The 26,354-nt window shown below is 48.6% G+C and carries 30 protein-coding genes, 1 pseudogene and 1 other annotated feature; of the genes and pseudogenes, 29 read left to right on the forward strand and 2 right to left on the reverse strand.

Translation table 11 applies throughout. The features are described 5' to 3' along the window. Nucleotides 1–96: 96 nt before the first annotated feature. A complete protein-coding gene (locus EKM87_RS07300; protein ID WP_318530970.1) occupies nucleotides 97–2,742 on the reverse strand; it encodes a YfhO family protein in 2,646 nt (881 codons plus the stop codon). A gap of 151 nt (nucleotides 2,743–2,893) precedes the next feature. Here EKM87_RS07300 and EKM87_RS07305 point away from each other — a divergent pair, with 151 nt between their 5' ends. From EKM87_RS07305 to EKM87_RS07335, 7 genes are all read left to right on the forward strand, one after another. Beyond that, nucleotides 2,894–5,008, forward strand: a complete 2,115-nt coding sequence (locus tag EKM87_RS07305; protein ID WP_125683338.1) for a peptidoglycan D,D-transpeptidase FtsI family protein — start codon at nucleotides 2,894–2,896, stop codon at nucleotides 5,006–5,008. A gap of 129 nt (nucleotides 5,009–5,137) precedes the next feature. Further along, a complete protein-coding gene (gene rpmG / locus EKM87_RS07310; RefSeq protein WP_011667723.1) occupies nucleotides 5,138–5,287 on the forward strand; it encodes a 50S ribosomal protein L33 in 150 nt (49 codons plus the stop codon). Between the two features lie 58 nt (nucleotides 5,288–5,345). Continuing rightward, nucleotides 5,346–5,897: a 5-formyltetrahydrofolate cyclo-ligase gene (locus EKM87_RS07315; RefSeq protein WP_125683340.1), complete on the forward strand. Its 552-nt coding sequence runs from the start codon at nucleotides 5,346–5,348 to the stop codon at nucleotides 5,895–5,897. A gap of 15 nt (nucleotides 5,898–5,912) precedes the next feature. Beyond that, nucleotides 5,913–6,593, forward strand: coding sequence for a rhomboid family intramembrane serine protease (locus tag EKM87_RS07320; RefSeq protein ID WP_125683342.1), 681 nt, complete (start codon nucleotides 5,913–5,915; stop codon nucleotides 6,591–6,593). A 42-nt stretch (nucleotides 6,594–6,635) separates the two neighbouring features. Next, nucleotides 6,636–6,866, forward strand: coding sequence for a YqgQ family protein (locus EKM87_RS07325; RefSeq protein ID WP_125683344.1), 231 nt, complete (start codon nucleotides 6,636–6,638; stop codon nucleotides 6,864–6,866). Between the two features lie 4 nt (nucleotides 6,867–6,870). Next, complete coding sequence (locus EKM87_RS07330; protein ID WP_125683346.1) at nucleotides 6,871–7,842, forward strand: ROK family glucokinase; 972 nt, start codon at nucleotides 6,871–6,873, stop codon at nucleotides 7,840–7,842. A 29-nt stretch (nucleotides 7,843–7,871) separates the two neighbouring features. After that, nucleotides 7,872–8,288 (forward strand): rhodanese-like domain-containing protein, encoded by a 417-nt coding sequence (locus tag EKM87_RS07335; RefSeq protein ID WP_125683348.1) that lies wholly within the window; start codon nucleotides 7,872–7,874, stop codon nucleotides 8,286–8,288. Between the two features lie 107 nt (nucleotides 8,289–8,395). On the opposite strand, the gene EKM87_RS07340 is transcribed toward EKM87_RS07335, so the two are convergent. Continuing rightward, on the reverse strand, nucleotides 8,396–8,572 hold the full coding sequence (locus tag EKM87_RS07340; RefSeq protein WP_125683350.1) for a DUF3042 family protein: 177 nt from the start codon (nucleotides 8,570–8,572) through the stop codon (nucleotides 8,396–8,398). 151 nt (nucleotides 8,573–8,723) lie between these two features. Between EKM87_RS07340 and EKM87_RS07345 the strand changes: the two genes are divergently transcribed. The 22 genes and pseudogenes from EKM87_RS07345 to EKM87_RS12525 all read left to right on the forward strand — a co-directional run. Continuing rightward, on the forward strand, nucleotides 8,724–9,473 hold the full coding sequence (locus EKM87_RS07345) for a glycerophosphodiester phosphodiesterase (RefSeq protein ID WP_125683352.1): 750 nt from the start codon (nucleotides 8,724–8,726) through the stop codon (nucleotides 9,471–9,473). Between the two features lie 2 nt (nucleotides 9,474–9,475). After that, nucleotides 9,476–10,393 carry a tRNA (adenosine(37)-N6)-dimethylallyltransferase MiaA gene (miaA, locus tag EKM87_RS07350; RefSeq protein ID WP_125683354.1) on the forward strand — a complete coding sequence of 306 codons (918 nt, stop codon included), beginning with the start codon at nucleotides 9,476–9,478 and terminating at the stop codon, nucleotides 10,391–10,393. Nucleotides 10,394–10,515: 122 nt separating this feature from the next. Then, a complete protein-coding gene (locus EKM87_RS07355) occupies nucleotides 10,516–10,902 on the forward strand; it encodes a MerR family transcriptional regulator (RefSeq protein ID WP_125683357.1) in 387 nt (128 codons plus the stop codon). Nucleotides 10,903–10,946: 44 nt separating this feature from the next. Continuing rightward, nucleotides 10,947–12,287: a type I glutamate--ammonia ligase gene (gene glnA / locus EKM87_RS07360; RefSeq protein ID WP_125683359.1), complete on the forward strand. Its 1,341-nt coding sequence runs from the start codon at nucleotides 10,947–10,949 to the stop codon at nucleotides 12,285–12,287. A 706-nt stretch (nucleotides 12,288–12,993) separates the two neighbouring features. Next, on the forward strand, nucleotides 12,994–13,872 hold the full coding sequence (locus EKM87_RS07365; protein ID WP_125683361.1) for an exonuclease SbcC: 879 nt from the start codon (nucleotides 12,994–12,996) through the stop codon (nucleotides 13,870–13,872). After that, on the forward strand, nucleotides 13,865–14,806 hold the full coding sequence (locus EKM87_RS07370) for a hypothetical protein (RefSeq protein WP_125683363.1): 942 nt from the start codon (nucleotides 13,865–13,867) through the stop codon (nucleotides 14,804–14,806). The genes EKM87_RS07365 and EKM87_RS07370 overlap by 8 nt, the downstream gene beginning before the upstream one ends. A 13-nt stretch (nucleotides 14,807–14,819) precedes the next feature. Then, complete coding sequence (locus EKM87_RS07375; RefSeq protein WP_125683365.1) at nucleotides 14,820–15,362, forward strand: dUTPase; 543 nt, start codon at nucleotides 14,820–14,822, stop codon at nucleotides 15,360–15,362. Nucleotides 15,363–15,400: 38 nt separating this feature from the next. Continuing rightward, the gene (locus EKM87_RS07380) at nucleotides 15,401–16,042 is read left to right on the forward strand and encodes a TetR/AcrR family transcriptional regulator (protein ID WP_225428411.1); all 642 of its coding nucleotides are present in this window, start codon (nucleotides 15,401–15,403) and stop codon (nucleotides 16,040–16,042) included. 48 nt (nucleotides 16,043–16,090) lie between these two features. Then, nucleotides 16,091–16,171 (forward strand) — a sequence feature (ribosomal protein L21 leader region). A 20-nt stretch (nucleotides 16,172–16,191) separates the two neighbouring features. Next, the gene (gene rplU / locus EKM87_RS07385; protein ID WP_011667708.1) at nucleotides 16,192–16,500 is read left to right on the forward strand and encodes a 50S ribosomal protein L21; all 309 of its coding nucleotides are present in this window, start codon (nucleotides 16,192–16,194) and stop codon (nucleotides 16,498–16,500) included. A 27-nt stretch (nucleotides 16,501–16,527) separates the two neighbouring features. Beyond that, a complete protein-coding gene (locus tag EKM87_RS07390; protein ID WP_125683367.1) occupies nucleotides 16,528–16,866 on the forward strand; it encodes a ribosomal-processing cysteine protease Prp in 339 nt (112 codons plus the stop codon). Between the two features lie 24 nt (nucleotides 16,867–16,890). Next, entirely contained in the window at nucleotides 16,891–17,184 is a 294-nt protein-coding gene (rpmA, locus tag EKM87_RS07395) for a 50S ribosomal protein L27 (protein WP_269801535.1), read from the forward strand. A 403-nt stretch (nucleotides 17,185–17,587) separates the two neighbouring features. Next, nucleotides 17,588–18,649 (forward strand): M24 family metallopeptidase, encoded by a 1,062-nt coding sequence (locus EKM87_RS07400; protein ID WP_225428412.1) that lies wholly within the window; start codon nucleotides 17,588–17,590, stop codon nucleotides 18,647–18,649. A 77-nt stretch (nucleotides 18,650–18,726) separates the two neighbouring features. Continuing rightward, entirely contained in the window at nucleotides 18,727–19,287 is a 561-nt protein-coding gene (gene efp, locus EKM87_RS07405) for an elongation factor P (protein WP_125683371.1), read from the forward strand. 38 nt (nucleotides 19,288–19,325) lie between these two features. Beyond that, nucleotides 19,326–19,766 carry an Asp23/Gls24 family envelope stress response protein gene (locus EKM87_RS07410; RefSeq protein ID WP_125683373.1) on the forward strand — a complete coding sequence of 147 codons (441 nt, stop codon included), beginning with the start codon at nucleotides 19,326–19,328 and terminating at the stop codon, nucleotides 19,764–19,766. Then, complete coding sequence (gene nusB / locus EKM87_RS07415; RefSeq protein ID WP_125683375.1) at nucleotides 19,766–20,197, forward strand: transcription antitermination factor NusB; 432 nt, start codon at nucleotides 19,766–19,768, stop codon at nucleotides 20,195–20,197. Before EKM87_RS07410 ends, nusB begins: the two co-directional genes overlap by 1 nt. Before the next feature lie 774 nt (nucleotides 20,198–20,971). Continuing rightward, nucleotides 20,972–21,823, forward strand: coding sequence for a bifunctional 5,10-methylenetetrahydrofolate dehydrogenase/5,10-methenyltetrahydrofolate cyclohydrolase (locus EKM87_RS07420; protein WP_125683377.1), 852 nt, complete (start codon nucleotides 20,972–20,974; stop codon nucleotides 21,821–21,823). A gap of 1 nt (nucleotide 21,824) precedes the next feature. Continuing rightward, nucleotides 21,825–23,177: an exodeoxyribonuclease VII large subunit gene (gene xseA, locus EKM87_RS07425; protein WP_125683379.1), complete on the forward strand. Its 1,353-nt coding sequence runs from the start codon at nucleotides 21,825–21,827 to the stop codon at nucleotides 23,175–23,177. Further along, nucleotides 23,170–23,418, forward strand: coding sequence for an exodeoxyribonuclease VII small subunit (locus tag EKM87_RS07430; RefSeq protein WP_125683381.1), 249 nt, complete (start codon nucleotides 23,170–23,172; stop codon nucleotides 23,416–23,418). Before xseA ends, EKM87_RS07430 begins: the two co-directional genes overlap by 8 nt. Continuing rightward, a complete protein-coding gene (locus EKM87_RS07435; RefSeq protein ID WP_125683383.1) occupies nucleotides 23,408–24,316 on the forward strand; it encodes a polyprenyl synthetase family protein in 909 nt (302 codons plus the stop codon). The genes EKM87_RS07430 and EKM87_RS07435 overlap by 11 nt, the downstream gene beginning before the upstream one ends. Then, nucleotides 24,313–25,128: a TlyA family RNA methyltransferase gene (locus EKM87_RS07440; protein WP_125683385.1), complete on the forward strand. Its 816-nt coding sequence runs from the start codon at nucleotides 24,313–24,315 to the stop codon at nucleotides 25,126–25,128. The genes EKM87_RS07435 and EKM87_RS07440 overlap by 4 nt, the downstream gene beginning before the upstream one ends. Before the next feature lie 92 nt (nucleotides 25,129–25,220). After that, complete coding sequence (locus EKM87_RS07445; protein WP_125683387.1) at nucleotides 25,221–25,676, forward strand: arginine repressor; 456 nt, start codon at nucleotides 25,221–25,223, stop codon at nucleotides 25,674–25,676. 195 nt (nucleotides 25,677–25,871) lie between these two features. After that, nucleotides 25,872–26,354, forward strand: a pseudogene (locus EKM87_RS12525) (RNA-guided endonuclease TnpB family protein); the annotation flags it as partial.

A 26,354-nucleotide genomic window follows, 5' to 3' on the forward strand; every position in this document is an offset into this window, starting at 1 on the left:
TTTGACGATGACCTTTGTTTTGTATATCAGAGGTGGTAATCCAAGCAGCTTAAAGCCGCTTCTGTATCTGATTAAGCCGAAACCTAGGAAAATAGGTTAATGCCGACGGTGGTAAAGATACCAGCCACCAGTCAAGGTGATCAGTGTTCCTAAACTAATTAAAATACCGACATTCAGGAGAGGGGGCCAGTAGGCGAGTGTCACTGTGTTGTTGCCTTTAGGTAATTTAACAGCAGTGAACATCCCCACAGTTTTGAATGTTTTAGCGGGACGACCGTTGACGGTCGCGTGCCAACCTTGTGAATAAGGAATAGAGGTGTTCAGCACTTGTCCAGACCTTTGACTTGTCACCGTTCCCTTAAAGTAACGGCTGGTGTGCTTCGTCAGGTGCCAAGGTTGCGTCTTTAGTTGGGTAACCGCTGACTGAAAGCGGTGCGTATCTAATCGGTATAACGTGAAGTTATCCAACCAGAGGGACCCCTTCTTGAGTTGAATCGTCAGCTTCATCGGTTGGCCTTGATCGTGATCAGCCGCGCTCACCATGATGGTGTTGCGGTAGGTCTTATATTGATTCAGGGCCTTGCCGTTTAAAACAAAGTTTGCGTTATCGGGGTTCACGGTGGAGCCAAACGTCAGATAATAGGCGTCGTTGTCTTGCGGTACGAACGTCAGCGTAATCTTGGCTGGCTTCAGCAGATTCTTCTTTTGCAAAACTGCGCCAGTGATTTTAGTCTGCTGATTAATATTTTGGAATGTGACTTGATTGAAGTTTTGTGCCATGTAAAGTTTCTGATCGGCGGGGTTCCCAGTCAACGCTGCTAACCAGTTAGCCTGGTACTGGGCGGGGTCAGCCGTCTTATTCTTCAACCTGAGAATTTGGGAATTGGCCGCGTAGCCCATCGGGAGTGCGTAGGGGTTACGATAAGTCGTTGCCCAGTGGTCGGACCCAATCTTTTGGTAATCCGCTAGGTCGGCGGCATTAGTCGCGGCCGGTAGTAGACTGCTACCGCTGAGGGCGCCAGACAATTCTTTTTGTTGGAAATAGTATTTCATGTTCAACAGAGAATCGGTGACCAGGGTCCCATTAGTGTACGCAACGAATCCGTCTCCATCGGGGTTTCCAATGTTGCCATAGAAAGTGGGTGTCGTTTTGGTCAAGACGGATGAGAAGACACCACCGCCATTGTATCCCGTCTGAAAGGCATCCCCCTTAGTCCGGAGAAAGGTCTTGCCAATTCGGTAGGCCCCAGAGTCTCTCTGCTGGACCTTGGTGACCAATTGTTGGAGTTCATTGGTATAGTTGCCATATTCACCTTGGGAGACGTAGCTGATGTTATTGAGCGACATAAAGGCGTTGGCGGAAAATTCAGTCAGACCAATCACGAAGAATGTCAGCGGGTAGATCCAGTGAGTCTTCATGGGTAGGGTCGTTAAGGCAAGCGCCAAAACAACGAAGAACAATCCTAAGAGAACCTGGTTCATTTGCAGGAACTTGAAGGCCTTTAGATTGAGTGCCACGTAGGCCCCACCAGCAGCAATCAGTAGCGTGGCAATGGCAATTGCCAGCCATCCAGGTTGAAAGTCGTCGGTGAGCGTTCGTGCGGCCAGCCAAATCAGCCAGAAGCTGACAATAAATGAGAACCGGTACGGGTACCAAACGGGGAACTGACCGGCGTGCCAGAGTAAATCTAATGGTTGAACGCAGAGTGAGAGAGCCAAGAAGATGGTCAACATGCCGGCGGTCAGTCGACTGCGTAGACGGACACGGCGGTCGCTAAAGAAGAAAATGCTTCCTAATAAAGCAATCGCCCCAATGAAGAGGTTGGCAGTCCCACTAGGCATTTGATCGAAGTTAAAACTGCCCATGAAGAACTTAGCCAACATTTTGGGTGGGAAGAATTCAAATTTCCATTTAAACGTGGTGACCGTGTATTGTGCTTTACTCTGGGCAAGTGACCACCAGGTTGGCAGGAGGATAAATGCGGCTAGTAACCCACTGACGATTGAGGTCAGTGCAAATTTACCGGTTTGAAGCAGTAGTGTCTTCCAAGTGGTGAATCGATCGACAGCCAGCCAGATAAAGGCCAGAATCATAAAAAGACAGATCATGTAGGCCATATAGTAGTTGACGACCAACATAATTGTCAGCCAGATGACGTAGGTCCGCCACTTGCCGGAGTGCATCAGAAGATACAGACCATAGAAAATTAAAGGCAGTAGGTAGGCGGCGTCCAACCACATGATGTTTAACTGATTGGCAATCGACCAGCCCATCAGGGCATAGGCCGTGGCAAAGGTCACCAACTTGAGTCCTGATTGGGCAGTCGTTTTGTCCAGCAACCAGCCGAAGGTTAATCCCGCGAGGCCATATTTAAAGACGGTGAGAAAGAACACACCGGTGGTTAGTGATGCACCAGGACACAGTAACAGTAACCAATTCAAAGGACTCAACAAGTAGTAGGCCCAGGTTCCCAACATTTCGCCACCTAAGCCATTCGCAAACGAATAGAAAATGCTGCTAGGATCGTGAAGAATCGCTCGTCGTAGGTAAGCGAAGAAATCGATGTACTGCTGACCGAGGTCAACGGTGAGTAAACTACTTGATCCGAACGGCGCCATTTGTCGGTAAATAAAATAGGCTGTCATTAATATGAAGGGTGTGAAGAACGCACCCAATAAAGTTGCTTGGCGTCGGGAAAGGGACCAGCGCCGTTTTTTGTCTTGCAAAAAAAGCCACCTCAATCTTTAGAAATTATAAAAGTTAACTTGGAGCCTGTACATTTTCCGTTCAGGTCTCTAGAATAGCATAGAATGATTAAATTTCGGTAGTGGGATAGTGGCCGACGGCGAAGTTTGGTAAAATAGTAACTGTACAATAAGGAGCAGAGCTGTTGTGAAGAATTTTTATAATCGCGTTAGTAACCGAAACCAACGGTCTAGTGGCGGCCCTAGCAAGTCGCAAATTCCGTTCCGGTTAAACTTTCTTTTCTTTATCGTTGCCCTGTTATTTGTGGCGTTAATTGGTCAATTAGCGTACTTACAAGTGATTTACGGAACGAAGTTCAAGGCGGAGGTCAACCAGACCGATACCACGATTGAAACCACCAACGTACAACGGGGGATGGTTTATGATTCCAACGGCAAGGTGTTGGTCGGCAACAAGGCCCACCAAGCCATTTCCTACACGAAGGGTGTCAACGTCTTGTCTACGGACATGTACAAGATTGCCAATCGGTTGGGAACGTACTTAACGGTGTCAACCAGTTCGTTAACACCGCGTCAATCAATCGACTACTACTTAACGGATGTGGATCGATTGAAGGCTGTTGAAAGTAAGCTCTCCTTTCCTAAAGGGGCAACGGCCACGCAAAAGTATGATAAGGCTTTGAGTTATTTGCAGGACGATGCTTCCTTTAAATTAACTAAGAGTCAAAAGAATGCTGCGGAAATTTTTGCAAAGATGAGCGGTGCGTACGCCCTGTCAACCACGTATATCAAGGACTCAGGTGTTTCTAGTCAAGAAATTGCCGAAATTGGGGAGCATTTGTCCGAAATGCCTGGTATCAAGGTGGGCACTAGCTGGTCACGGAACTACCCGAACGGGACGTCAATTCAGTCGATCATCGGGACCGTTTCTTCAGAGAAGACTGGGTTACCAAGTGACAGGGTCAACGAACTGCTGGCACAAGGCTACTCTCGTAACGACAGTGTCGGACAGTCTTACCTGGAACAGGAATACGAGCCTGTTTTGCGGGGAACCAAGGCCGAAAAGCAGGTCGAGGTTGCCGGGAACAATACCGTTACCAAGGAAGTTCAGAAGTACGGTGGGCAGAAGGGGGATAACCTCCAATTGACGATCAATTCGACCTTCCAAAGCAAGTTACAATCATTGGTTAAATCGGCTGAAGCTGGTGCTGGTGGTAACTCAACTGGAACCTACGCTGTCGTTATGAATCCGAACACTGGGGCCGTCATTGGGATGGCCGGGGTGGACCGGAATCCATCGACGGGTAAGGTTACCGAAAATGCTTTGGGGACCATCAACAGTGATATCGTTATGGGGTCCGTCGTCAAGGGCGCCATGGTCTCTGGTGCCTTGATGAAGGGAGTCATTACGCCAACCAATAGTACCTTGACTGATATGCCAATCACAGTTGGTGGGGTCAAGAAGGCTTCTTGGTTTAATGCTAACGGTGGTGCCAATATGGCGGTCAACGCGGCTTCGGCACTGGAAGTTTCCTCTAACTCCTATATGATGCAATTAGCCATGAAGGAAGCTGGATTCAAGTACTCATCTGGTGCGGCGTTGACCATGAGTTCGAAGGCCTTTGATATTGAACGGGGCTACTTCAACCAATTTGGATTAGGTGTTAAGACTGGCATTGATCTCCCAGGCGAAAGCACTGGTTTGAAGGGGTCCAGTTCACGAGCCCACATCGGAAACGCACTTGACTTGGCGTACGGGAACTACGATGCCTACACGGTTATGCAAGTTGCCCAATATATGTCAACGGTGGCCAATGGAGGCACTCGGATTGCGCCGCACGTGGTTCAGTCCATTCGTGGGACTAAATCTGACGGATCACTTGGAGCTGTGAAGTCTTCTGTGACACCGAAGGTCTTGAACACCATTGGGATGACAGAAGCCGAGAAAAAGCTGGTTAAGGAAGGGCTCTATGACGTTGTTCATGGGACCAACACTTACAAGACCGGTGCCGAATTGGCTTCTATCTCCCCAGGTATCTCAGCAAAGACTGGGACTGCCCAGACGTATTACAAGGGGAACGAAACGGTTACCTTGAGTTTAGCCTCCTATGCGCCTTCTAATGACCCACAAGTTGTCGTTGCGCTAGCAATGCCTAACTTGGGAGTCGGTGCCGAAGATAACAACATGAAGTTGGCCAAATCCATCTACGCTGCTTACTGGAAATACGTTCAATCGACCTCAACGTTGACGAACCCAACCAAGGCAACAAAGTCGGGTGCGGCCCAGAACACCAACGGGTAATTTAGCTGTTAAGTATTTTTCCTTAACATATTTGAGATTATGACTGGTAATTGCCACGGATTAATGGTAATATATTACGAGTTAAGGGCTCTAGCCTGTAATTTTGAATAAGTTGGGAGGTTACCCACAATGCGTGTACACATCACTTTAGAATGTACAGAATGCCACGAACGCAATTACTTATCCAGCAAGAACCGGCGTAATAACCCGGACCGGGTTGAATTTAAGAAATACTGCCCACGTGACCGGAAAGTAACTTTGCATCGTGAAACTAAGTAAGGTACGGGCGAGAGTCCGCACCTTTTTTTATTGAAATTTTTCTACAAGGGGGTAAACCATGCCGACAAAAGCTGAACTACGACAACAAACTATTCAGGCGTTAAAGATGATGCCAGCTGAGCAACGCCGGGCAGCATCAGCCGACTTGTACCAACAGTTGTTTGCCAGCGATTACTGGCAAACAGCCCATACGGTTGCAACGACTGTCAGTGGTGACTTTGAACTGGCAACGCAACCCATTATCGAACGGGCACACGCCGAAGGTAAAACGATTGCGGTCCCTGAGACGCTGCCTAAGCGTCAGATGGCGTTTCACGTTCTCGATGATCAGACTCAGTTAGCTCGGACGAAATTTGGCTTGTTAGAGCCAACCAACGGGATGATTGTGGCTCCGGCGGATTTTGAGCTGATCATTGTGCCTGGGTTAGTCTTCGCTCCGACGGGAGAACGATTAGGCTTTGGCGGTGGTTACTATGACCGCTACTTGCCACGGACAGTGGGGGCCAAGGTGGCGTTAGCACTACCAGCCCAGCAGATTCAGCAAGCTAGTTGGCAGGTGGAATCCTTTGATGTTATCCTAGATGCGGTTTTGACCGCAACGGTAAAGTAGAAAGGGAGCCTGACGGTGTCACAAATTAAATATCGATTGAGTCGCTGGAATCAGTACCCATTCATGACGGTGGGCTTAATTGTCATTATGGTGCTTGTTTACGGTGCCATGACAGTGTCTGGTGGCAGTACGAACGTCAACGTCTTAATTACCTATGGCGCCAAGGTGAACGCTCTGATTCAACAAGGTGAGTGGTGGCGCCTTGCCACACCAATGTTCTTACACATTGGGTTCACCCACATCCTAATGAACATGATCACACTGTACTTTGTTGGGATGCAGATTGAAGCAGCATTTGGTCACACGAGGTTCTTAGTGATGTTCTTAGTTTCTGGTATTGGGGGCAACATCGCGAGTTTTTGTTTCTCAGATAGTCTCTCTGCCGGTGCTAGTACGGCTATTTTCGGGTTGTTCGGGGCGTTCATGATGCTGGGAGAGTCCTTCTGGCAGAACCCCGTGATTCAGCAACTCGCTCGGACTTTCATGGCCTTTGTGGTGATGAACATTGCCTTTGATGTGTTTACCCCAGGGATTGACTTGGCGGGCCATATCGGTGGGTTGGCTGCTGGCTTTTTGGTAGCGTATACAGTGGGCGTTCCTAGAATTGGTCGAGTTAGTCTAGTCAAACGTATCGTGGCAACCGCGGTTCTAATCGGTGGATTGGTCTGGTTGTATTTACATGGTATGGCTCAGTAAGCAACGAAAAGTCTCGTGCAATTTTACGGAGGTTGTGGCACAATGAAAACGTTATATGATGTCCAGCAGCTACTAAAACAATTCGGAATTTATGTGTATATTGGCAAACGCCTTTGGGACATTGAGGTCATGGCATTGGAATTGGATCACCTCCGGCAAGCCCGCGTAGTGGATGACAAAACCTTTGTTCAGGCTAAGATTGTTTTGACACATGAACACCGCTTAGAGGAACAACGAGCAAAAATTAAACACCAATCCATTGGAGGGATTTAGAGTTATGGCACGGAATTTAATTGGAATCGATTTGGGTGGAACGACCACGAAAATGGCCTTCCTCTCAACTAATGGGGACATCCTTGCAAAGTGGAGCATTCCGACTGATATTAAGGATGAGGGCAGTCATATCGTTCCAAATATCATTGATTCAATCAATCAACACATTACAAATTCAGAATTTAGCAAAGATGATTTTCTGGGAATCGGTATGGGGACACCGGGTTCCGTTGATATTGAGAACGGAACAGTTATCGGTGCCTTTAATTTAAACTGGAAGAAACGGCAACAGGTCCGTGACCAGATTCAAGCCGGAATCGGTCTGCAGTTCATCTTAGACAATGATGCGAACGTGGCTTCATTGGGTGAATACTGGAAGGGTGCCGGTGAAAAAGACAAGGACGTTGTCTTTGTTACCTTAGGAACTGGTGTCGGCGGTGGGGTCATCGCCGGTGGTCATCTCTTGCACGGTATCAATGGTGGAGCCGGTGAGTTGGGCCACGTGACGGTTCAACCCAACGGTTACCTATGTACTTGTGGAAAGCGTGGTTGTCTTGAACAGTACGCTTCCGCAACCGGGGTCGTACACGTCGCTGCCGATATGGCCAAGGACTTCATGGGAACGTCTCGCTTGAAGGAAATGGAAGACAATCAAGAAAGCGTGACCTCTAAGATGGTCTTCTACTTGGCCGACAACGGTGATATCTTGGCTAACCAAGTGGTTGATCGAGTGACCTTCTACTTAGGTTTGGCATTGGCTAACGTAGCCAACATTTTGAATCCAGCTAACATCATCATTGGTGGTGGGGTGTCTAACGCTGGTAACACGTTGTTACAACCAACGACGCGTTACTTCCAAGAAAATGCCTTTCCAGCTGTGCGGGATTCAACCAAGATTCGTTTAGCCCAATTGGGTAACGACGCTGGGGTTATCGGTGCCGCTTCGTTGGCTTTGCGTTTTCAAAAGACTAATTAAGTAAGTCGTTAAGGAAGGAAGATTTAGTTTTGGTTATTGGAGATAGTGGTCTTTCAGGGTGGACGGTCTATGGAATCGTCCTCCTGGTCTTAATTGTAGGCTGGGCAGCATGGCAAGGCGTGACGATTATGCGTCGCAACCGGGTTGCCACGGTCATCGATGAGGAGACCTTCCAAGCAGGGATGCGTAAGGCACAAGTCGTTGACTTACGTGAGAAGAAGGATTTTGATGCGGGGCACATTTTGGGTGCCCGGAACATCCCGTACTCGACATTTAAGACTTACCATCATCAATTGCGTGCGGACTTACCCGTTTACCTGTACGATTCAGGTAAAGCCCTCAGTACTCGGGCCGCTTTGGTTCTCAGTAAGGAAGATTTTCAGGATATTTCGATTCTGAAGACGGGTTACACGCGTTGGCAAGGAAAGACTAAGAAGACAAAGTAGCACTTATTAAAAAAGGTATCACGGAAGTTTTCCGTGATACCTTTTTTTGATGGTTGGGCTAAAATCCCAGCTTGTTTTCTAACGCTAAATTTAGCTTACTAAAACGATTAGTTATGGTGTGCAGCGTGGCTCTTGCGGTTAGCTCGCTTCCGGTTTTCTTCAAACCGGGCTTCTTGATCCTCAATTGGTTCAACAACCTTCTTCTTGAAGGAAAAGACCGCGCCAGCAACGGCACTTGCAGTCGCAACAACGCCAAATAAGAAACCTTTTGTGAAGTGCTTCATATCACTCGACTCCCATCGTTTAAGAATTTAAGTTATCCGCTTCCATTATGCTTGTTTTTTAAGTAAATTGCTAGCAATTTGCGGTGAAAATCGGGGATTCTGTGGTAACCTGAAAGAAGACAGAATTCAATGCGGAAGGAAGGCGTTTGCCTTGTTTAGACGACCACTGACTCAAATTATTGCGCACCGGGGCAGCAAGGGAACCCGACCTGAAAACACACTGGCTGCTTTTCAGACGGCCATCGACGCGGGGGCCGATGGGATTGAAACGGATGTTCAACTCACACGGGATGATCAGCTGGTTATCATGCACGATGAACGGGTCGACCGGACCACGGACGGGACCGGTTACCTTAAAGATTTCACATTGGCGGAGCTCAAAGCCTTGGATGCCGGGCGTTTTTTTAGTCCGGAGTATGCCGGCACGCCGGTTCCCACCCTGGACGAGGTGATTCAGCTGCTGATTCGCAATGATTTTCGGGGAGTCTTCAACCTGGAACTAAAGACCAATAAAGTTCCCTATCCCGGAATTGAACAACGGCTAGCAAGTTATTTTCAGCGACAACCGGTTCCGTTTCGAGTGGTTTTTTCTAGCTTTCGGGCAAAATCATTGATTACGCTGCGGACATTGTACCCGGAAGCTGAGTATGCCAAACTATTTAAGACGGCGGGGCAGCAGGCTCGGCGGATGCAGCGACGGCATCAGGTAGGTGCATTGCATCCGGATATTCATTGGGTCAAAGCGAACCGTTTTTGGCTGCCGCACGTGCAATTGCGGCCCTGGACGGTCAACAGTGAAGCTGACATGACGTATTGTTTCCGGCATCATTTTGCGGGAATGTTCACCGATTACCCAGCGCGGGCTGTCGCGGTACGTGAGGAAATACAAGGAGAATCTTAACTATGGAAAAAGTGTTAGCAATCGTGGGACCAACGGCGGTGGGAAAGACGGCGTTGTCGATCCGCTTGGCGCAGCAGTTTAATGGTGAGATCATCTCGGGCGACTCCATGCAAGTGTATCGGCACTTAGACATTGGGACGGCGAAGGCCACGGCCGAGGAACAAGCACAAGCGCCACACCACTTAATCGATGTCCGCAATGTTGATCAGCAGTTTACGGTCGCACAATTTGTGGCGGCGGCTCAGAAATTGATTCGGGAGATTACGAGCCGGGGCCATTTGCCAATCATTGCCGGCGGAACCGGTTTTTACCTACAGGCCCTGTTTGACGGCTTGAAGCTAGGTGCAGAGGCACCGGGGGACCCCCAAATCCGTGAACAACTGCGGACGGTAGCTAATGAACAAGGCCCGCAGTACCTCTGGCAACAGTTGGCTGAAAAGGATCCGGTGGCAGCAGCCAAGATTCCCGTTACCAATGTTCGACGGACAGTGCGGGCGCTGGAAGTGATTCAGGTGACGGGTAAGCTTTTCTCTAATCAGGGGGATGCCGGTTCCCAGTACGATGAATGTTACCTAGCGCTGAATACGGACCGGAAACGCTTGTACGATCGAATCAATCAGCGGGTTGACTTAATGGTACAGTCGGGTCTACTGGATGAAGTCCATTGGTTGGCAACACAAGGCGGCACAGACTTACCGGCTGCCACTGGGATTGGATACCGCGAACTGTTACCAGTAATTGATCAGCCAGCGGCTTATCCAGCGGCAATCGACCAGATTAAGCAAGATTCTCGGCACTACGCCAAGCGGCAGCTGACGTGGTTCCGTAATCAGACGACCGCTACTTGGTATGATCTGGTCCAACATCCCGCTGAATTTGAACAAATAACCCAACAAGTGGCTACCTGGTTAATCCGTTAATTCTTACGATTAATTAAAGAACTAACTTTTTTGCCCCTTCATGTTAGAAAATGTAACATGAACCCTTGACTCCCGTTTTCAGGGTGGTATGATTACCCCATAGTTAAAGGGGGCCAGTAGTGATGAAGGAAAAAGAATTGCGGCGTTCATTGGCCGTGTTGCCAATGGGAACCGTTATGAAACTGACGAGCTTGACGGCTCGACAGATTCGCTACTATGAAGCTCAAGACCTGGTATTTCCTCAACGAAGTGACGGCAACCGGCGAATGTATTCGCTTAACGATGTTGATCGGTTACTGGAAATCAAGGATTACTTGGCCGATGGTGTCAATGTGGCGGGAATCAAGGCAATCTACAACCAGCAGCAACGTGCGGCCCAGGAGAAGAAGGTCGCTGAGAGCCAGCCACTAACGGATGATGATGTCCGGCGAATTTTACAGGACGAATTTATTCGACAGGGGGGCCTCGGCCACCCGTCACCAGGTATTCAGCAACAACGACCCTTTTAAACCACAGGTAATGAGACGCTAAAAACTAACAGGGAGCGATTTTAATGGCAAAACGGGACTATTCAAAAGATGATATTCGTCAAATGGCGAAGGATGAAAACGTTAAGTTTCTTCGTCTGATGTTCACTGACTTGTTCGGTACAATCAAGAACGTCGAAGTACCAATTAGCCAACTCGGTAAGTTACTTGATAACAAGTTAATGTTCGATGGTTCTTCAATTGACGGATTTGTCCGGATTGAAGAAAGTGACATGTACCTGTACCCAGACCTTTCCACGTGGATGATTTTCCCATGGAGTACGGAACGGGGTAAAATCGCTCGGGTTATTTGTGAAGTTTACACGACTGATGGGAAACCATTTGAAGGGGACCCACGGAACAACTTGATCCGGGTTCTTAACGACATGCGTAAGGCTGGTTTTACCGACTTTAACATTGGACCAGAACCTGAGTTCTTCTTGTTCAAGATGGATGAAAATGGCAAGCCAACGACTGAACTCAACGACAAGGGGAGTTACTTTGATATGGCCCCAATGGATTTGGGCGAAAATTGTCGGCGTGAAATTGTCTTGACCTTGGAAGAAATGGGCTTTGACGTTGAAGCAGCGCACCATGAAGTGGCGCCTGGCCAACATGAAATTGACTTTAAGTATGCCGACGCATTGACTGCGGCCGACAACATTCAAACCTTTAAATTAGTTGTGAAGACCATCGCTCGGAAGTACGGTCTCTACGCAACGTTCATGCCGAAGCCTTTGGCTGGCATCAATGGTTCAGGGATGCATTTGAACATGTCGCTCTTCCACGACAAGGGGAACGCCTTCTTCGATGAAAAGGGCAAGATGCAATTGTCTGAAGACGCTTACCACTTCTTGGGTGGGTTGATGAAACATGCCCGAAGCTTCACAGCTATCTGCAACCCAATCGTTAACAGTTATAAGCGCTTAGTCCCTGGCTACGAAGCACCCGTTTACGTTGCTTGGTCTGGTTCTAACCGGTCACCATTGATTCGAGTACCAAACTCCCGTGGGTTATCCACCCGTTTGGAAGTTCGGAGTGTGGACCCAGCAGCTAACCCATACCTGGCTATCGCTGCCATGTTGGAAGCGGGGCTTGATGGATTACGAAACAAGCTGGCGCCACAAGAGGCTGTCGACCGGAACATTTATCGGATGGATGCCGAAGAACGTCAAGAAAACCACATTACGAACTTACCAGATACCTTGCACAACGCTTTGAAGGACTTAGCTGCCGACGACGTCATGCGTGGGGCCATGGGTAAGCACTTGTTCCAAAGCTTCATTGAAGCCAAAAACTTGGAATACAACTCTTACCGGACGCAAGTTTCCCAATGGGAACGTGACCAGTATTTGGAATTGTACTAAAAATCAAAAGATAAACAGCCTGGATGAACTTAAATACATTCGGGAGTGTGGGCACGCTGAGAGTGAAATGGTTGGCAGTTAACCGCTGGCCAGGACACGTTTTGGCAATAGAAATTGGAAAAGCCTGAGAGGTGATCTCAGGCTTTTTTTCTGTCTGAGTGCTGAATACTTGGCAACTTAGTGTGATCTTTCGCCTTACCGGCAGCCAGATATGGGCTGGAACGGTGCGGACACAACTTGAAGCCTCGAAAGCCCCGAGTCTACAAGGCTGGTCGTTCTGCTAAGTCAGTAGGAAAAGACGCCTACTAACTAAGCAGAACGACGCGCCTGAGCCCATATCTGGCTACCTCTCGGCTTACACAGTGTTCTATTGTCTATCAACGAGGCTGTTAGGAGTGGCTCAACTAAATCTCTGTCAGCGGTATTCATGTTAGACCACTATCAGAGCCGAAATCCCTAGCCTCAAGAGCGCTTAGTTAGTGGTCGAAAATATTTAGCAGCTCATGGATTATTACCATAAAATGGGGGATGTTTGTCTTCAGAATGACCGTAATTTTTTAACAGTTCGGGGTTTGGGCTAAAAATTTCGTGGTTTTCACGCGAAATTCCTGCAAACTGCTTTATTCTGTGCGGATTTTTGGTAACATGAAGCTATAACCAAATGTTCGCGGCAAGCGCTAGAGAACATCAGAATGAGGGATAATTCATGGATAATCAAGAACAACAAGCTAGTGCGGCCGATGTCTTAACGCAGGCAATCGCAAGTAAACTCGATTACTTAAGTACGTTGCAGGCTGCGGTTCAGCACAGCGATGACCGACAAGTTTACGAACTGCTTGACCAAGTTCGTTATTATGAAGAAGTTAAGAAGACCCGTTCGACGCGGTCAGTGAACCATTTAGCTGAATTAGTCGATAATATTCACCCCCAAATCGCGCACTATTTGAGTGATAAGTTGATTGATTACTTGGGGCACATTTACCCATTCTTCTACTACGAAGAATACACGACGGGCCTGTTCCATATCTACTTTGGGAACTGGTGGGACCGGCGTCTATTTGGTGACCTGGATGTCATCAATGTTCGGTTCGATTTTGACAAGACTGAATATCAAAAACTACGAGATTCATTTGCCCTGGAAAGTCAGAATCAACGGCTCAACACGGCGAAAATTGAATCCATCTCCGCTGAAAGCGAACAACTACAAAGCTTAGTTGATGCCCAAGCAACGCGGGACAACCAAAAGTCTGAATTACGAGACCAATTAAAGGAAAATAGTGGCAAGAGCAGCCTTCCTTGGGACTCTGGCAAGCTGAAGGACGAACGTCAACGGATCATTGATCAATTGACTAAGCTCGCTGACGAGGACGAAAAGGCTTTGAACGCTCACAAGTTAATCAAAGCCAATGACGATAAGATTTTGGTGCTGTCAAAAGAAGATACCATCTTGAACTACGAAAAGCAGAGTATTCGGGATTCCTTTGATGATTTCGAACACTTTGAGGCTCACAACGCCAGTCTGTACGCCGATTACCTAAATAGCTTATTAGGCAAGAGCGAGGGTGAGGTGACTGTCGATGATTAACGAAAATGATCCATCAACGTTGACGACGAGTGGTCGACTGGTCAACTATAACGACGCGATTAAGTCCGGGCTAGAAACTGGCTTGAAGTTTACCCAGTTAATGGACCAACTGATCAAAACGAACGATGCTGACAAATTGGTGGCAGCCGCAACCGAGTTGGCTAACTTTACGTTGGACTCTGACTTCGTGACGTTTCCCCACCAATACAGCAACGCAGACTACTACCTGCTGTTCATGTCGCGGATGCTAGAACTCCATGATCAGGGGAAGAACGTTATTTTACAGTCTCGTGATCACAGAGAAGAATTGACCCAACAATTGACGCCACTTGGTGACCGGGGAACGTTCAACTTCCGGGTTGAATCTTCCGAAAATGGTGGCGTCTTCTACCGGGAACGCGCAACGGGTCAATCCTTGTTCTACCTGAACTTGGAACGGAAGATGTTCCGCTTTAACAGCCACGCCTTGACTCAGTTGTTCATCATCGATCTACACGATACGGTGCCAGCTGAAACGGTCAAGACGTCCGTTAAAATTCTCCTAGACTTTGCTCGTTACTTAAAAGAAGACTATGGCTATTCCGTGGACTTTAACATCCTGGATGCTGCCAATCGGCAAAACTATGCCGTACGGTCAGCTGATTTGCCGGCTGGCGTGGTTGATCGGTTGTTTGTGACCGCTGCCAAGAACGACTACATGCTGACCAACGGAGTCAACGGCAACGGTGCTGAAATTCAACTCGATAAGGGTGTGGTTTTAGATATCTTCAACAACCAACTTGAAGGACAACCAGAATGGGTTATGACGGTCCACGATGATGACCAAAAGGTTTCTTGGTTTGATGTGCTCCTGAAATACCCATTCATGCGCGACTGGTACTTAGAAGACCTCACGGACTTAGAGATTGCCTCAGATCCCTTGATTTTTGCATAGGAGGACCCACAGCGTGTTAGAATTAGCCAAATTAGTGCAACAATCGATTGCTTTGGACGAACAGATTACCGCTGATCGTGATATTGAAATGACGCGCAAGAGTCAGATTGAAAATGCCTACGTGGCCCTAGATGTGGAATTGGCGGAGGTTGCCAATACATCAGAATGGTTTAAGGTTTGGAAGACGCACCGGGGGAAAGCTGATGAAGGCCAGACACCCGCAGAAACGTTATTGACGGAGTACACGGATGCCATGGACTTCTTCTTCCTGGTAGCGGCCAAAAAGACCTGGACCCATTTGATCATGTTGACAGAAGAGGACCTAACGACGCTGGAAAATAGTCGACCCGCTAAAGATCTCGACCAACAGTATTTGATTTTGAAACGGATGCTGTTCAACAGTCATTTTGCTCACCGACAGGAAGATTTTCGCCACGCATGGCGGTTCTTCTTGAAGTGGGGATTCGTTGACTTTGGTTTTAAACAGGACCAGATTCAAGCGGCTTATGAAGCCAAACGCCAAGTCAATTTAGACCGGCAAGCACATAACTATTAATTCGGAAGCTAGTCCGCTATCATAAGGGCTAGCTTTTTGTGCACGAGAAGGGAGTGACCATCATCAGTCAGACGGATCCACGGGTGGTGCGGACGAATGAACGTCTGAGAACCGCGTTGAGCCACCTATTACAACAAAATTCCTTGAAACAAATTTCTGTTCAAAAGTTAACCCAAACGGCGGAAATTACGCGGGGAACGTTCTATCTACATTATCAAGATAAGGTTGATTTTTTTGAACAGACCGAACAGCAGGTAATTGATGAGTGGCTGGCAGCTGCTAAGACCACGTTAGCCCCCAATGGGGAACCAGTGAGCGGATTTGCGTTGGGCCCAGCGCTGCGGTTTGCGGACGACCACCATCAGATTTTAGCCGTTCTGCTACACCCGCAATTTACCCAATTTCGCCCACGGTTGATTCAACGGTTCGAACGGGAATTGTCACACTTTGGCGAGCAGGTCGACCGGCTGAATGATGAGCCACCACTGGACGTGCAAGTGGCCTTCTTAGCTGCGGCGTTTATCGGCTTAGTACAACATTGGTTGCGCGATGATCGACGGTACCGGCCGGACTATTTGGCAAATTCTTTTTACCAGATGATAACGCCGGAAACCATGCCAGTGGCGGCCTGGTTCGCTCCGGTGGGGTTAGATCTAACAGCTGGTGTAGAAAAAGCTTGACGTGGCTGACCCCATCAAGTATAATTTTCATGTTGTATTTGTGGACTTCCACAGCTGCAACCGCTCGGGACAAGTTAGTTAAGATTTTCGCTTGCGGAGCACTTGTTTTCGGCGAGTCTAAGTCTAAATATATAAGGAGGTGCACATACATGTACGCAATTATCGTAACTGGTGGCAAGCAGTACAAGGTCGAAGCAGGCCAAGCTGTTTATGTCGAAAAGTTGAACGTTGAAGCTGGTGAAAAGGTTACTTTTGACCAAGTTGTCTTTGTCGGTGGCGACACGCCTAAGATTGGGACACCAACTGTTGCAGGTGCAACTGTTACTGGGACTGTTGAAAAGCAGGGTCTGGAAAAGAAGGTTGTTACTTTCAAGTACAAGGCCAAGAAGGGCCAACATACGAAGAAGGGTCACCGTCAACCATACACTAAGGTTGTCGTTGATGCTATCAACGCTTAAGCCTAAAGATTAAGAGAGGCGATCTCGATGATTCACGCGACGTTCCATCATGGAACTAACCGAATCGATTCATTCCAAATCACTGGCCACGCTGACTCAGGTGAGTATGGTCAAGATATTGTTTGTGCTGCGGTTTCGGTGCTTGCGATTACGACGGTCAATGCTCTACAACGAATCGCTGAGATTCCAATAGAGGTTGAGAATCGTAATCAGGAAGGTGGTTATCTGGAAGTCCACCTTCCACCAAAGCTGGAAGCAACGACCGAATTAAAGGGACAAACACTCCTCCAGAGTTTTGCGGATGGGTTAAGAGATGTCGCCACAAATTACGCGGATTACATTCAATTCGCTGAAACCAAAGATTGAAACGCGGAGGTGAAACTTATGCTGATGAACATGAACTTACAATTCTTCTCTCACCATAAAGGTGGTGGGTCTACTGCTAACGGTCGTGACTCTGCTGGTCGTCGTCTTGGGACGAAGGCTGCTGACGGTTCTACTGTTACCGGTGGTTCTATCCTTTACCGTCAACGTGGGACGCACATCTACCCTGGCTTGAACGTAGGCCGCGGTGGTGACGATACTCTGTTTGCTAAGGTTGCTGGCGTCGTTAAATTCGAACGTCTTGGCCGTGACAAGCGTCAAGTATCCGTATACCCAGTTGCAGAAGAAGCAGCTAAATAACACGAGGTTTTCCTCGTAACGACTGAAGAGCTTGAGGCGAGACCAATTCGCTTTGAGTTCTTCTTTTTTCGCCTTAAAATGGGGTGCCAGTTGGAAAAACATGATTAAGTGTCATTGTGAATTTACCAGGAACTTGAACGGCTAAAAACGTCGAGCATTGTTGACTGATGAAGAATAATTATGCCGGTTAATTGTGGTTAAAAGCTGTGTAAGCCGAGAGGTCGGCCTTCCTGGGCTCAGGCGCCTCGTTGTTCTTAGCCGTTTACGGCTTAGAACAAGACCAAGCTTTAAGACTTGTGGGTTTCAAGGCTTAAAGTTGTGTCGGCACCGTTCCAGCCCAGGAGGGCCGACCGGTAAGGCGAATTCCCATGTTTAAGGGAACAATTTCAAGGAGGCGGTCATGATGACTCGGATTGAACAGTTGCAGGCCAAGTTTGCTGACCTGAGTATCGATAGCTTTTTGGTTTCATCACCCAGCAACCAGTTATATCTAGCTGGTGCGAGTGTCGAACCTGGTGACGGATATTTATTAGTGACGGCCAATTCGGCAGTCTTTGTGACCGATGCCCGCTATCAGAGTGAATTAGCGGCAACCATGCCGAACATGCCACAAACAATCACCCGTAACTATTTGCAGGCCGTTGACGACGCCTTAGAGGCTGCTCACGCGACTGTATTGGGTATCGAGGATAGTTTGACCTTGGCCGAATTTGATTGGTTAGACGAGCACCTGATGACTGACATCGTGCCAATGGCTGGTGTGGTCGATGGGCTCCGTCAAATCAAGGAACCGACCGAGGTAGCCGCTATTCGGCACGCCACGACCCTGACGAGTGAAGGGCTATTAGCCCTCTTTGATGTACTCAAACCCGGGATGACTGAGCGGCAGGCTGCCCAGTGGCTCGAACGCTGGATGCAAGATCACGGTGCAACGGGTCCTAGCTTTGGGACCATCGTAGCTAGTGGGGAGCGTTCCGCCTGGCCACACGGACAAGCGAGCGACAAAGTGTTAGCTCACGGCGAACTCGTAACAGTCGATTGTGGCTTTTACGTGGATGGTTACACCTCTGATGTGACCCGGACGGTAGCTTTGGGCGACCCTGGTGAAATGTTGAAGACGGCTTATCAGGCCGTTCAAAGTGCCCAAGAAAAAATCATGGCAGCGGTTAAACCCGGTGTGACTGGCGGCGAACTGGACGCAATCGGTCGAAATTTCTTGACCGAACGCGGATTTGGCGAGGCGTTCATTCACGGAACCGGCCATGGAATTGGCCTGGACATTCACGAAGGCCCGAACATTGGGCATGGTTGGCCAGACGTAATGACTGCTAACGAGGTCGTTACGGTAGAACCCGGTGTTTACTTTGCCGGCAAGGGTGGTATCAGAATTGAGGACGACTTATTGGTGACGCCAACCGGTCACGAAGTCCTGACGACGGTACCCCGGAATTTAATTATTCTGTAAGTGGCCCACGTATCTTGCTTTTTATGGGTAAGAATTGATATTATAAAGAGGACATATTTTAGGAGGCTGAACACATTATGGCAATTTCTACTGCTGATTTTAAAAACGGTTTAACTATTGAAGTCGATCACGCAATCTGGCGGATCATTGAATTCCAACACGTTAAGCCTGGTAAGGGTGGCGCTTTCGTTCGTTCAAAGCTTAAGAACTTACGGACGGGTGCCGTTCAAGAAAAGACTTTCCGTGCCGGTGCAAAGATGGAACGTGCTGACATCCAAACGCGTTCTATGCAATACCTGTACGAAGACGCTGACAACCGGGTCTTCATGGACACTGACAACTTCGAACAAATCGAAGTGCCAGATGACCAGATCAAGGATCAACTGCCATACTTACAAGAAAACATGAACGTTGACTTGGTTCAATTCAATTCCGAAGTCTTAGGAATCGAAGTACCGAACACCGTTGTCTTGGAAGTTACGGCTACTGAACCTGGTATCAAGGGGAACACCGCTTCTGGTGGTTCCAAGCCTGCTACCATGAACACTGGCTTAGTCGTACAAGTGCCATTCTTCGTTAACGAAGGCGACAAGCTCTCCATCAACACCACCGACGGCACGTACATTTCTCGCGCCTAGGTTTACCACACGTTTAATCAGTAAGGGAGGGTCAACGAATGGCAGAAGATACTAATATTATTTTAGAATCCAAGGAACCTGCTTTGGGCAAGATCGAAGTGGCACCGCAAGTCCTCGAAATCATCGTCGGCATCGCGGCTAGCCAAACTGAAGGGGTCGCTCGGATGCGGGGTTCTCTGGCAAACAGCGTCACCGAATTATTTGGTCGCAAGGAGCAACACGGCAAGGGCGTTAAGTTAGTCTTTGACGGCGACGAATTAGCGGTCGATGTCTACGTTTACTTGAATTACGGGGTAGCGGTTCCCAAGGTTGCCTTGGCCATTCAAGATAGCGTGAAGCAACAATTGTTGTTCATGACGGACCTCGATTTACGTGAAGTTAACGTTCACGTGGAAGGCGTCATTCCCGAAAAGACGGCGCAACAGGTCGATCCAGATAACCTGTTCAACCAGACCGATGAAGGAGACAGTGACCAATAGTGACACTTACACGACATCAAATTCGGGAACGCGCGTTTCAAATGCTTTTTGCCTTGAACGCCAATCCCGATGCCGATCATGATGCGTTGTTCCAACGTGTTTTGACGGATGACCCGAACCAACTCGTTCCAGTGCCAGATTACTTACAGACTCTGGTAGACGGCGTTTTAGCAAGCCAAAGTGATTTGGATGCGCAAATCGACCAATACCTGAGTACTGGGTGGCAATTAAAGCGGATCGCCAAGACTGATTTGGTGATCTTGCGGTTGGCATTTTACGAAATCGATGACGTGGAAGAGGTTCCTAACCGAGTAGCCGTTAACGAAGCCTTGGAATTAGCCAAGAAGTTTAGTGACGACCGCTCCCGTCGATTCATCAACGGTGTGTTAGCACATACGTTAGATGGCGACGACGCGAACACAGAATCCTAGTCATTTAAATAAACGAGGACTCGCTGGCAATTAGCCGGTGGGTCCTCGTTTTTTATTCCCGTCTGAAGTCCGAAGGCCGAAAGCTGGGCAATCCGGTGTGAACTTCCGCCTTACCGGCCGCCAGATATGGGCTGGAACGGTGCAGACGCAACTTGAAGCCTCGAAAGACCCGAGTCTCCAAGCTTGGTCTTCTGCTAAGCCAGTAGGAAAAGCACCTACTGACAAAGCAGAACGATGCGCCTGAGCCCATATCCGGCGACCTCTCGGCTTACACCGGATTTTGCTATCAGTTATCAGCTCAGCTGTTTGCTATCGGCTAGATTGTCATGAGCGGTTCTACTAAATCCTGTTAGCGAGAAAAATGTTATACCATAATCAGAGCCAGGGGAGGCCGGAGATGTATCCAGCCGTGATTGTGGTGTTTGCTGGTGATTTTCCAGCTTACAGCACGGGCGAATTTGAAGACACGTGGTTTTCGTGGCTTCAAATCCAGCGAGAAGCCCGCTCTTTGGCCGAAGCATCCCCTCAGCAGGCGACATCTCTGTCCCCCTGAGTGCGACTAATTAGGTCAAGGCTGGAAAACAGACTCATTGGACCGGTCAAAACCAAGGTGACAATTCTGAATGGAAATGAGTAGGCAACTTATTTGACCGGTTGGAAAACATCCGATTGGTTAAACTAAAAGTGCGACCTGAACTGAGGTGTTCGGTCCCGTTTTGCTGACGAATATGCTAAAATAATAGGTAACTTTAAATTTTGGGGAGGACGAGCTTCATGACGACCATCATCGATGGCAAGCAACTTGCTAAGGAAGTTAACGCAAAGACTAAGGAACGGGTATCCGCACTGAAAGAGCGTGGCCTCGTTCCTGGGCTCGTGGTGATCATCGTGGGGGATGATCCAGCCAGTGCCATTTATGTGCGTAACAAGCACCGTAAGGCCACACAATTGGGCATCAATTCCATTGTGCGGGAGCTCCCCGCAACGGTTAGCCAGGAAGAACTGCTGGCCATCGTTGAAACCTACAATGTGGATCCGAGCGTTCACGGGATTCTGGTACAATCTCCGTTACCAGTGGGCTTGGATGAACAGGCCATTGTAGCGGCCATCGATCCTGCTAAGGATGTCGATGGGTTCCACCCCTTGAACGTTGGGCGGCTGTTTGCTAATTTGCCAGGGAATCATCCAGTTTCCTGCACTCCGCGGGGCATCATGACGATGCTGCATTCCTTACCTGTTCATTTGCGGGGCAAGCATGCGGTGGTGGTTGGCCGGAGTATGATCGTTGGTCGGCCAATGGCAGCAATGCTGTTGAATGCCGACATGACGGTTAGTGTGGCCCACATTTATACGAAGAATTTAAGCGAATTGACCCGGACTGCCGACGTTTTAGTCGTGGCGACCGGTGTGGCCCATTTGATCAAGGAAACCGACGTGAAGCCTGGCGCCATCGTCATTGACGTGGGAATGGACCGTGATGAAAATGGCAAACTGACCGGAGATGTCGACTTTGATGGTGTTGCGGAGAAAACAGCAGCCATTACGCCGGTACCTGGTGGTGTTGGGCCAATGACGATTGCCACCTTGATGGAACAAACTGTTGATTTATGTGAGTGGAGTGAATAACTTGGCGACAAATGATTATCTGACGGTCACGGCGCTGACGCAGTATCTAAAGCGTAAGTTTGACGTGGATCCATACTTGGGCAAGGTCTATCTGACGGGGGAGATTTCTAACTTTCGTCTGCGACCACATGCGCATCAATATTTTAGTCTCAAGGATGACCACGCTAAAATCAGTGCCATCATGTTTAAATCAGCCTTTGAAAAATTAAAATTTACGCCCGAAGTCGGGATGAAGGTCCTCGTGACCGGGCGCATTTCCCTGTATGAACCCAGTGGGAGTTATCAAATCTACGTGGAACGCATGGAGCCGGATGGTATTGGTCAGCTCTATCAGGCGTACGAACAGTTGAAGAAAAAACTGGCTGCTGAAGGCTTGTTCGATGCACCTAAGCGGCTATTACCGCGTTTCCCGAAACGAATCGCCGTGGTAACGAGTCCCAGTGGTGCCGTTATTCGTGATATTATTACGACTGCGCGGCGCCGCTATCCGATTGCCCAAATTGTGCTGTATCCGGCGGTAGTTCAAGGTGACGCTGCGGCGCCCGACATTGTTCGCCAGATTCAACGCGCTAACGCGGCGGGAAACTTTGACACGCTGATTATTGGCCGGGGTGGTGGCTCAATCGAAGACCTCTGGCCATTTAACGAAGAGAGTGTGGCCCGCGCAATTGCTGCCAGTGAGCTACCGGTGATCTCGTCCGTTGGTCATGAGACCGATACGACGATTGCTGACCTGGTGGCCGATGTACGGGCGGCCACCCCAACGGCTGCGGCGGAGTTAGCGGTTCCAGTTTTGAACGACGAGCTGCTTAAGCTGCAGCAAGAGCGTACGCGGCTCTATAACGCGATGAGTAACCGTCTTAATTTTCAACGTGAGCGGCTTAAGAAACTCATGACCGCCTACGTTTTTCGGCAACCACAGCGGCTGTATGAGACCTATTTACAACGGCTTGATCGGGCCCAGCAGGGATTGACCCGTAACCTGCAAACGACATTGCGCCAACGGAACCAGCGCTTTCAGTTGGCTAAGCAGGGACTGGTCAGCCAGTCCCCACTGGAACGAGTGCACCGTGATCAATTGACGGTGAGCCAGATTAGTGCGCGGTTAAATACGGAAGCCAAACGGTATTTGACGACGAAACAAGAACACGTCGCGCAGTTAATTAATGGGCTAGACTACCTGAGTCCCTTAAAAATTATGGGACGTGGCTATAGTTACGTGACGCAGGACGATCACGTTGTGCGTCAGGTCAGTGACTTGAAACCGGCTAAGGCAACCATCCACCTGAGTGATGGGACGGCTGAAGCCAACATTACGGCAATTAAACCAGCATCGGAGGATACACATGAGTGAAGATAAGAAACCAACCTTTGAAGAAAATTTAACGACCCTAGAAACCATTGTTTCACAACTTGAACAAGGCGATATTCCTTTGGAACAAGCTTTGGATCAATTTCAAAAGGGCGTTGCGCTCAGCAAAAACTTGCAGGCGACACTGCAGGATGCCGAGAAGACATTGACGACTATGATGAATGATTCAGACCAAGAGGTGGCCTTTGAGGCGCCACAAGGGGGCACGGGTGATGCCGATTGATGCGCAGTTAAAAGAATTTGAGACGACCTGGGTCCCACAATTGAACGCGCCCTTAGCGGCAGCGATTGCCGCGGATAGTGGGGACGCGCGTTTGGCCGAAGCCATGCAGTATTCTGTCCTGGCTGGCGGCAAGCGGCTTCGGCCCTTGCTGACCGTGGCGACCATGCAGGCGCGTGGCGTATCTTTTGATGCCAATCGGCACTGGCGACCAGTGATGGCCCTGGAACTTTTGCACACTTATTCACTGATCCATGACGATTTACCAGCCATGGATAATGATGACTTGCGTCGGGGTGAACCCACCAATCACGTTAAATTTGGTGCGGGGATGGCCACCTTAGCTGGTGACGGCTTGCTGACGTTGGCTTTTCAGTGGCTGACGGCAACGGATTTGCCAGCACAGACCCAAGCAGCTTTGACCCAGGCGCTCGCCCAGGCGGCGGGACCTCATGGCATGGTTGCGGGTCAAGCAAAGGACGTTCAATCTGAACACGTGGACCTGCCATTGGCACGGTTACGAGTTCTGCACAAGGAAAAGACTGGCGCGTTGCTGCATTACGCAGTTCAAGCCGGCTTGATTCTGAGTGAAACACCGCAAAATCAATGGGCACCTTACCTTCAATTCGCAGACGCCTTTGGGCTGGCCTTTCAAATTTATGATGATATTTTGGATGTGGTCAGTACACCGCAAGAGTTGGGCAAGGCAACGCAGAAGGATGCCGGTGAAGCCAAGAACACGTATCCAGGCAAGCTCGGGCTACAAGGTGCCAACCAAGCCTTGATCGACACGATTCAGGTCGGTCAAACGGCTTTACAGACGTTGCCAGCTAGTGCTGCCCGGAATCAATTGGCCGCATTCTTTAGTTACTTTGACACGAAACGGGTGGAAAATAGATGAAAAAGAAACGCGTCGCTGACCTTTTAGTTGAACAGGGTCTTTACACTTCATTGGATGAGGCAAAACGCGCCGTAATGGCGGGGGAAATCCTGGGAACCAACGAAGAGCGACTGGATAAGCCGGGATCAATGATTCCGGCAGATACCGAGCTCCATTTAAAGGGCCATCCGCTCCCATACGTTTCGCGGGGCGGATTTAAATTGGCTAAGGCGCTTGAAAGCTTTAACATTAGCGTTCAGGATCGCACCGTTTTGGATATTGGGTCTTCAACCGGTGGTTTTACGGATGTCATGCTGCAAAATGGAGCCAAACTTAGCTATGCGCTGGACGTTGGGAGTAATCAGTTAGTTTGGAAACTACGGCAGGATCCCCGCGTTATTGTGATGGAACACACCAATTTCCGTTACAGTAAGCTGGCCGACTTCACACAGGGACAACCGACGTTTGCCTCAATTGACGTGTCATTTATTTCATTACGATTGATTTTACCGCCGTTGAAGGGCATTCTGCCTGAAAATGGGGAAGTGGTTGCCCTGATTAAACCACAATTTGAAGCGGATCGGGAAGACGTTGGTCAGCATGGTATCGTTCGAGAACGGCGGGTCCATGAATCCGTGGTAACCGGGATTTTGGATTTTGCGGTGGCTACCGGTTACAGTGTCTTAGGACTCGATTTCTCACCAATTCGTGGTGGTGAAGGGAATATTGAGTTCTTAGTCCACTTACAGTCAGTTGATAAACATGCAGTTGTTGCAAGTTCTGTCTCAGTGGAACATACTATTGACAATGCTTATAAAGGCCTAAATCAGTAGATTATGAGAAAATTATGAGAATATGCTTTCCAAATACTTAGGTCTGGTATATGATAAGATTATGCATTTTTATCACATAAGGGGGGCTAGGTATGAAGAAGCAAGAACGTCAGCAATTACTTAAGCGGCTACTGACGACCCGAGAAATTGAACGACAAGAGGATTTTGTGCGGCTGTTAGCCGAAGACGGGATTCACGTGACGCAGGCCACCATCTCACGGGACATTAAGGAAATGCAGCTGGTCAAGTTACCAGCTGATTCTGGTGGCTATCGGTACAGTTTACCCGTGCAAAAGAAAATCGATACGCAAAAGAAATTGCAGCGAACCTTGCAGAACGCCTATATTTCCTTTGCTGTGCAAGATCAATTTACGATTTTAAAGGTTTTGCCAGGTAACGGACCCGTGATTGCTTCGTTGCTGGATCAGATGCGGTATGACTTTGTATTTGGTACGGTGGGCGATGACAGTTCCGTTTTGACGGTGTGCGTCAACCATCAAGGCGCCCTACAACTAGAAAAAACGATTGACCGCATGCTTGCGGATTAAGACACCGACCACGACTGACTCACCAGCATTAGCGCTGACGAAGCAGCGGTGGTCGTTTTATTAAAAACCAAGCAGAAAGCCTGTAATCTTAATCGCGAGATGGATGCTGGAATTTAGTATTCTTTTTCAAAACATACGTTCCCCTAGGAATTTAAACATGGTATACTTAATCCAATCTACAGGGGGAGGTAGCTATTGGTTAAGTTAGGGCGAACAATCAAATTGAGACTCTATCCGGACACTGATCAGGCAGCCGCTTTTCTAGCAATGAGTCAAGAGTATCAACGATTAGCTAACATTGTCAGTCGATGGATTTTTGACCATGAGTTCCAGCTGAGTTGGTTAAAAATCAACCACCAGTTTTACAAACGATTTCGGCAAGAATCATCACTCAATAGTCAGATGATCCAATCTGTTTTTCGGACGGTCTCAGCTCGTTACAAAACTGTGCAGAAACAGATAAAACAGCATCCTTACCGTTACAAGAACGAAGAAAGCAAATGGGTTCAAGTTCCTAGAGACCTAACTTGGTTGGTGAAATCCATCCAGTTTCGTCGACCACAAGCAGATTTTGTTCGTCAGAGCAACTATTCTTTTGTAGGACGAATTGTCAAATCAAGTGTAACTTTGTCCCAAAGAAAACTTCAGATGGACTCTTCCAGCCTAAAATCTTGCGTG

Origin of the sequence: Levilactobacillus yonginensis (assembly GCF_003946265.1) — a bacterium.
Classification (GTDB): Bacteria; Bacillota; Bacilli; order Lactobacillales; family Lactobacillaceae; genus Levilactobacillus; species Levilactobacillus yonginensis.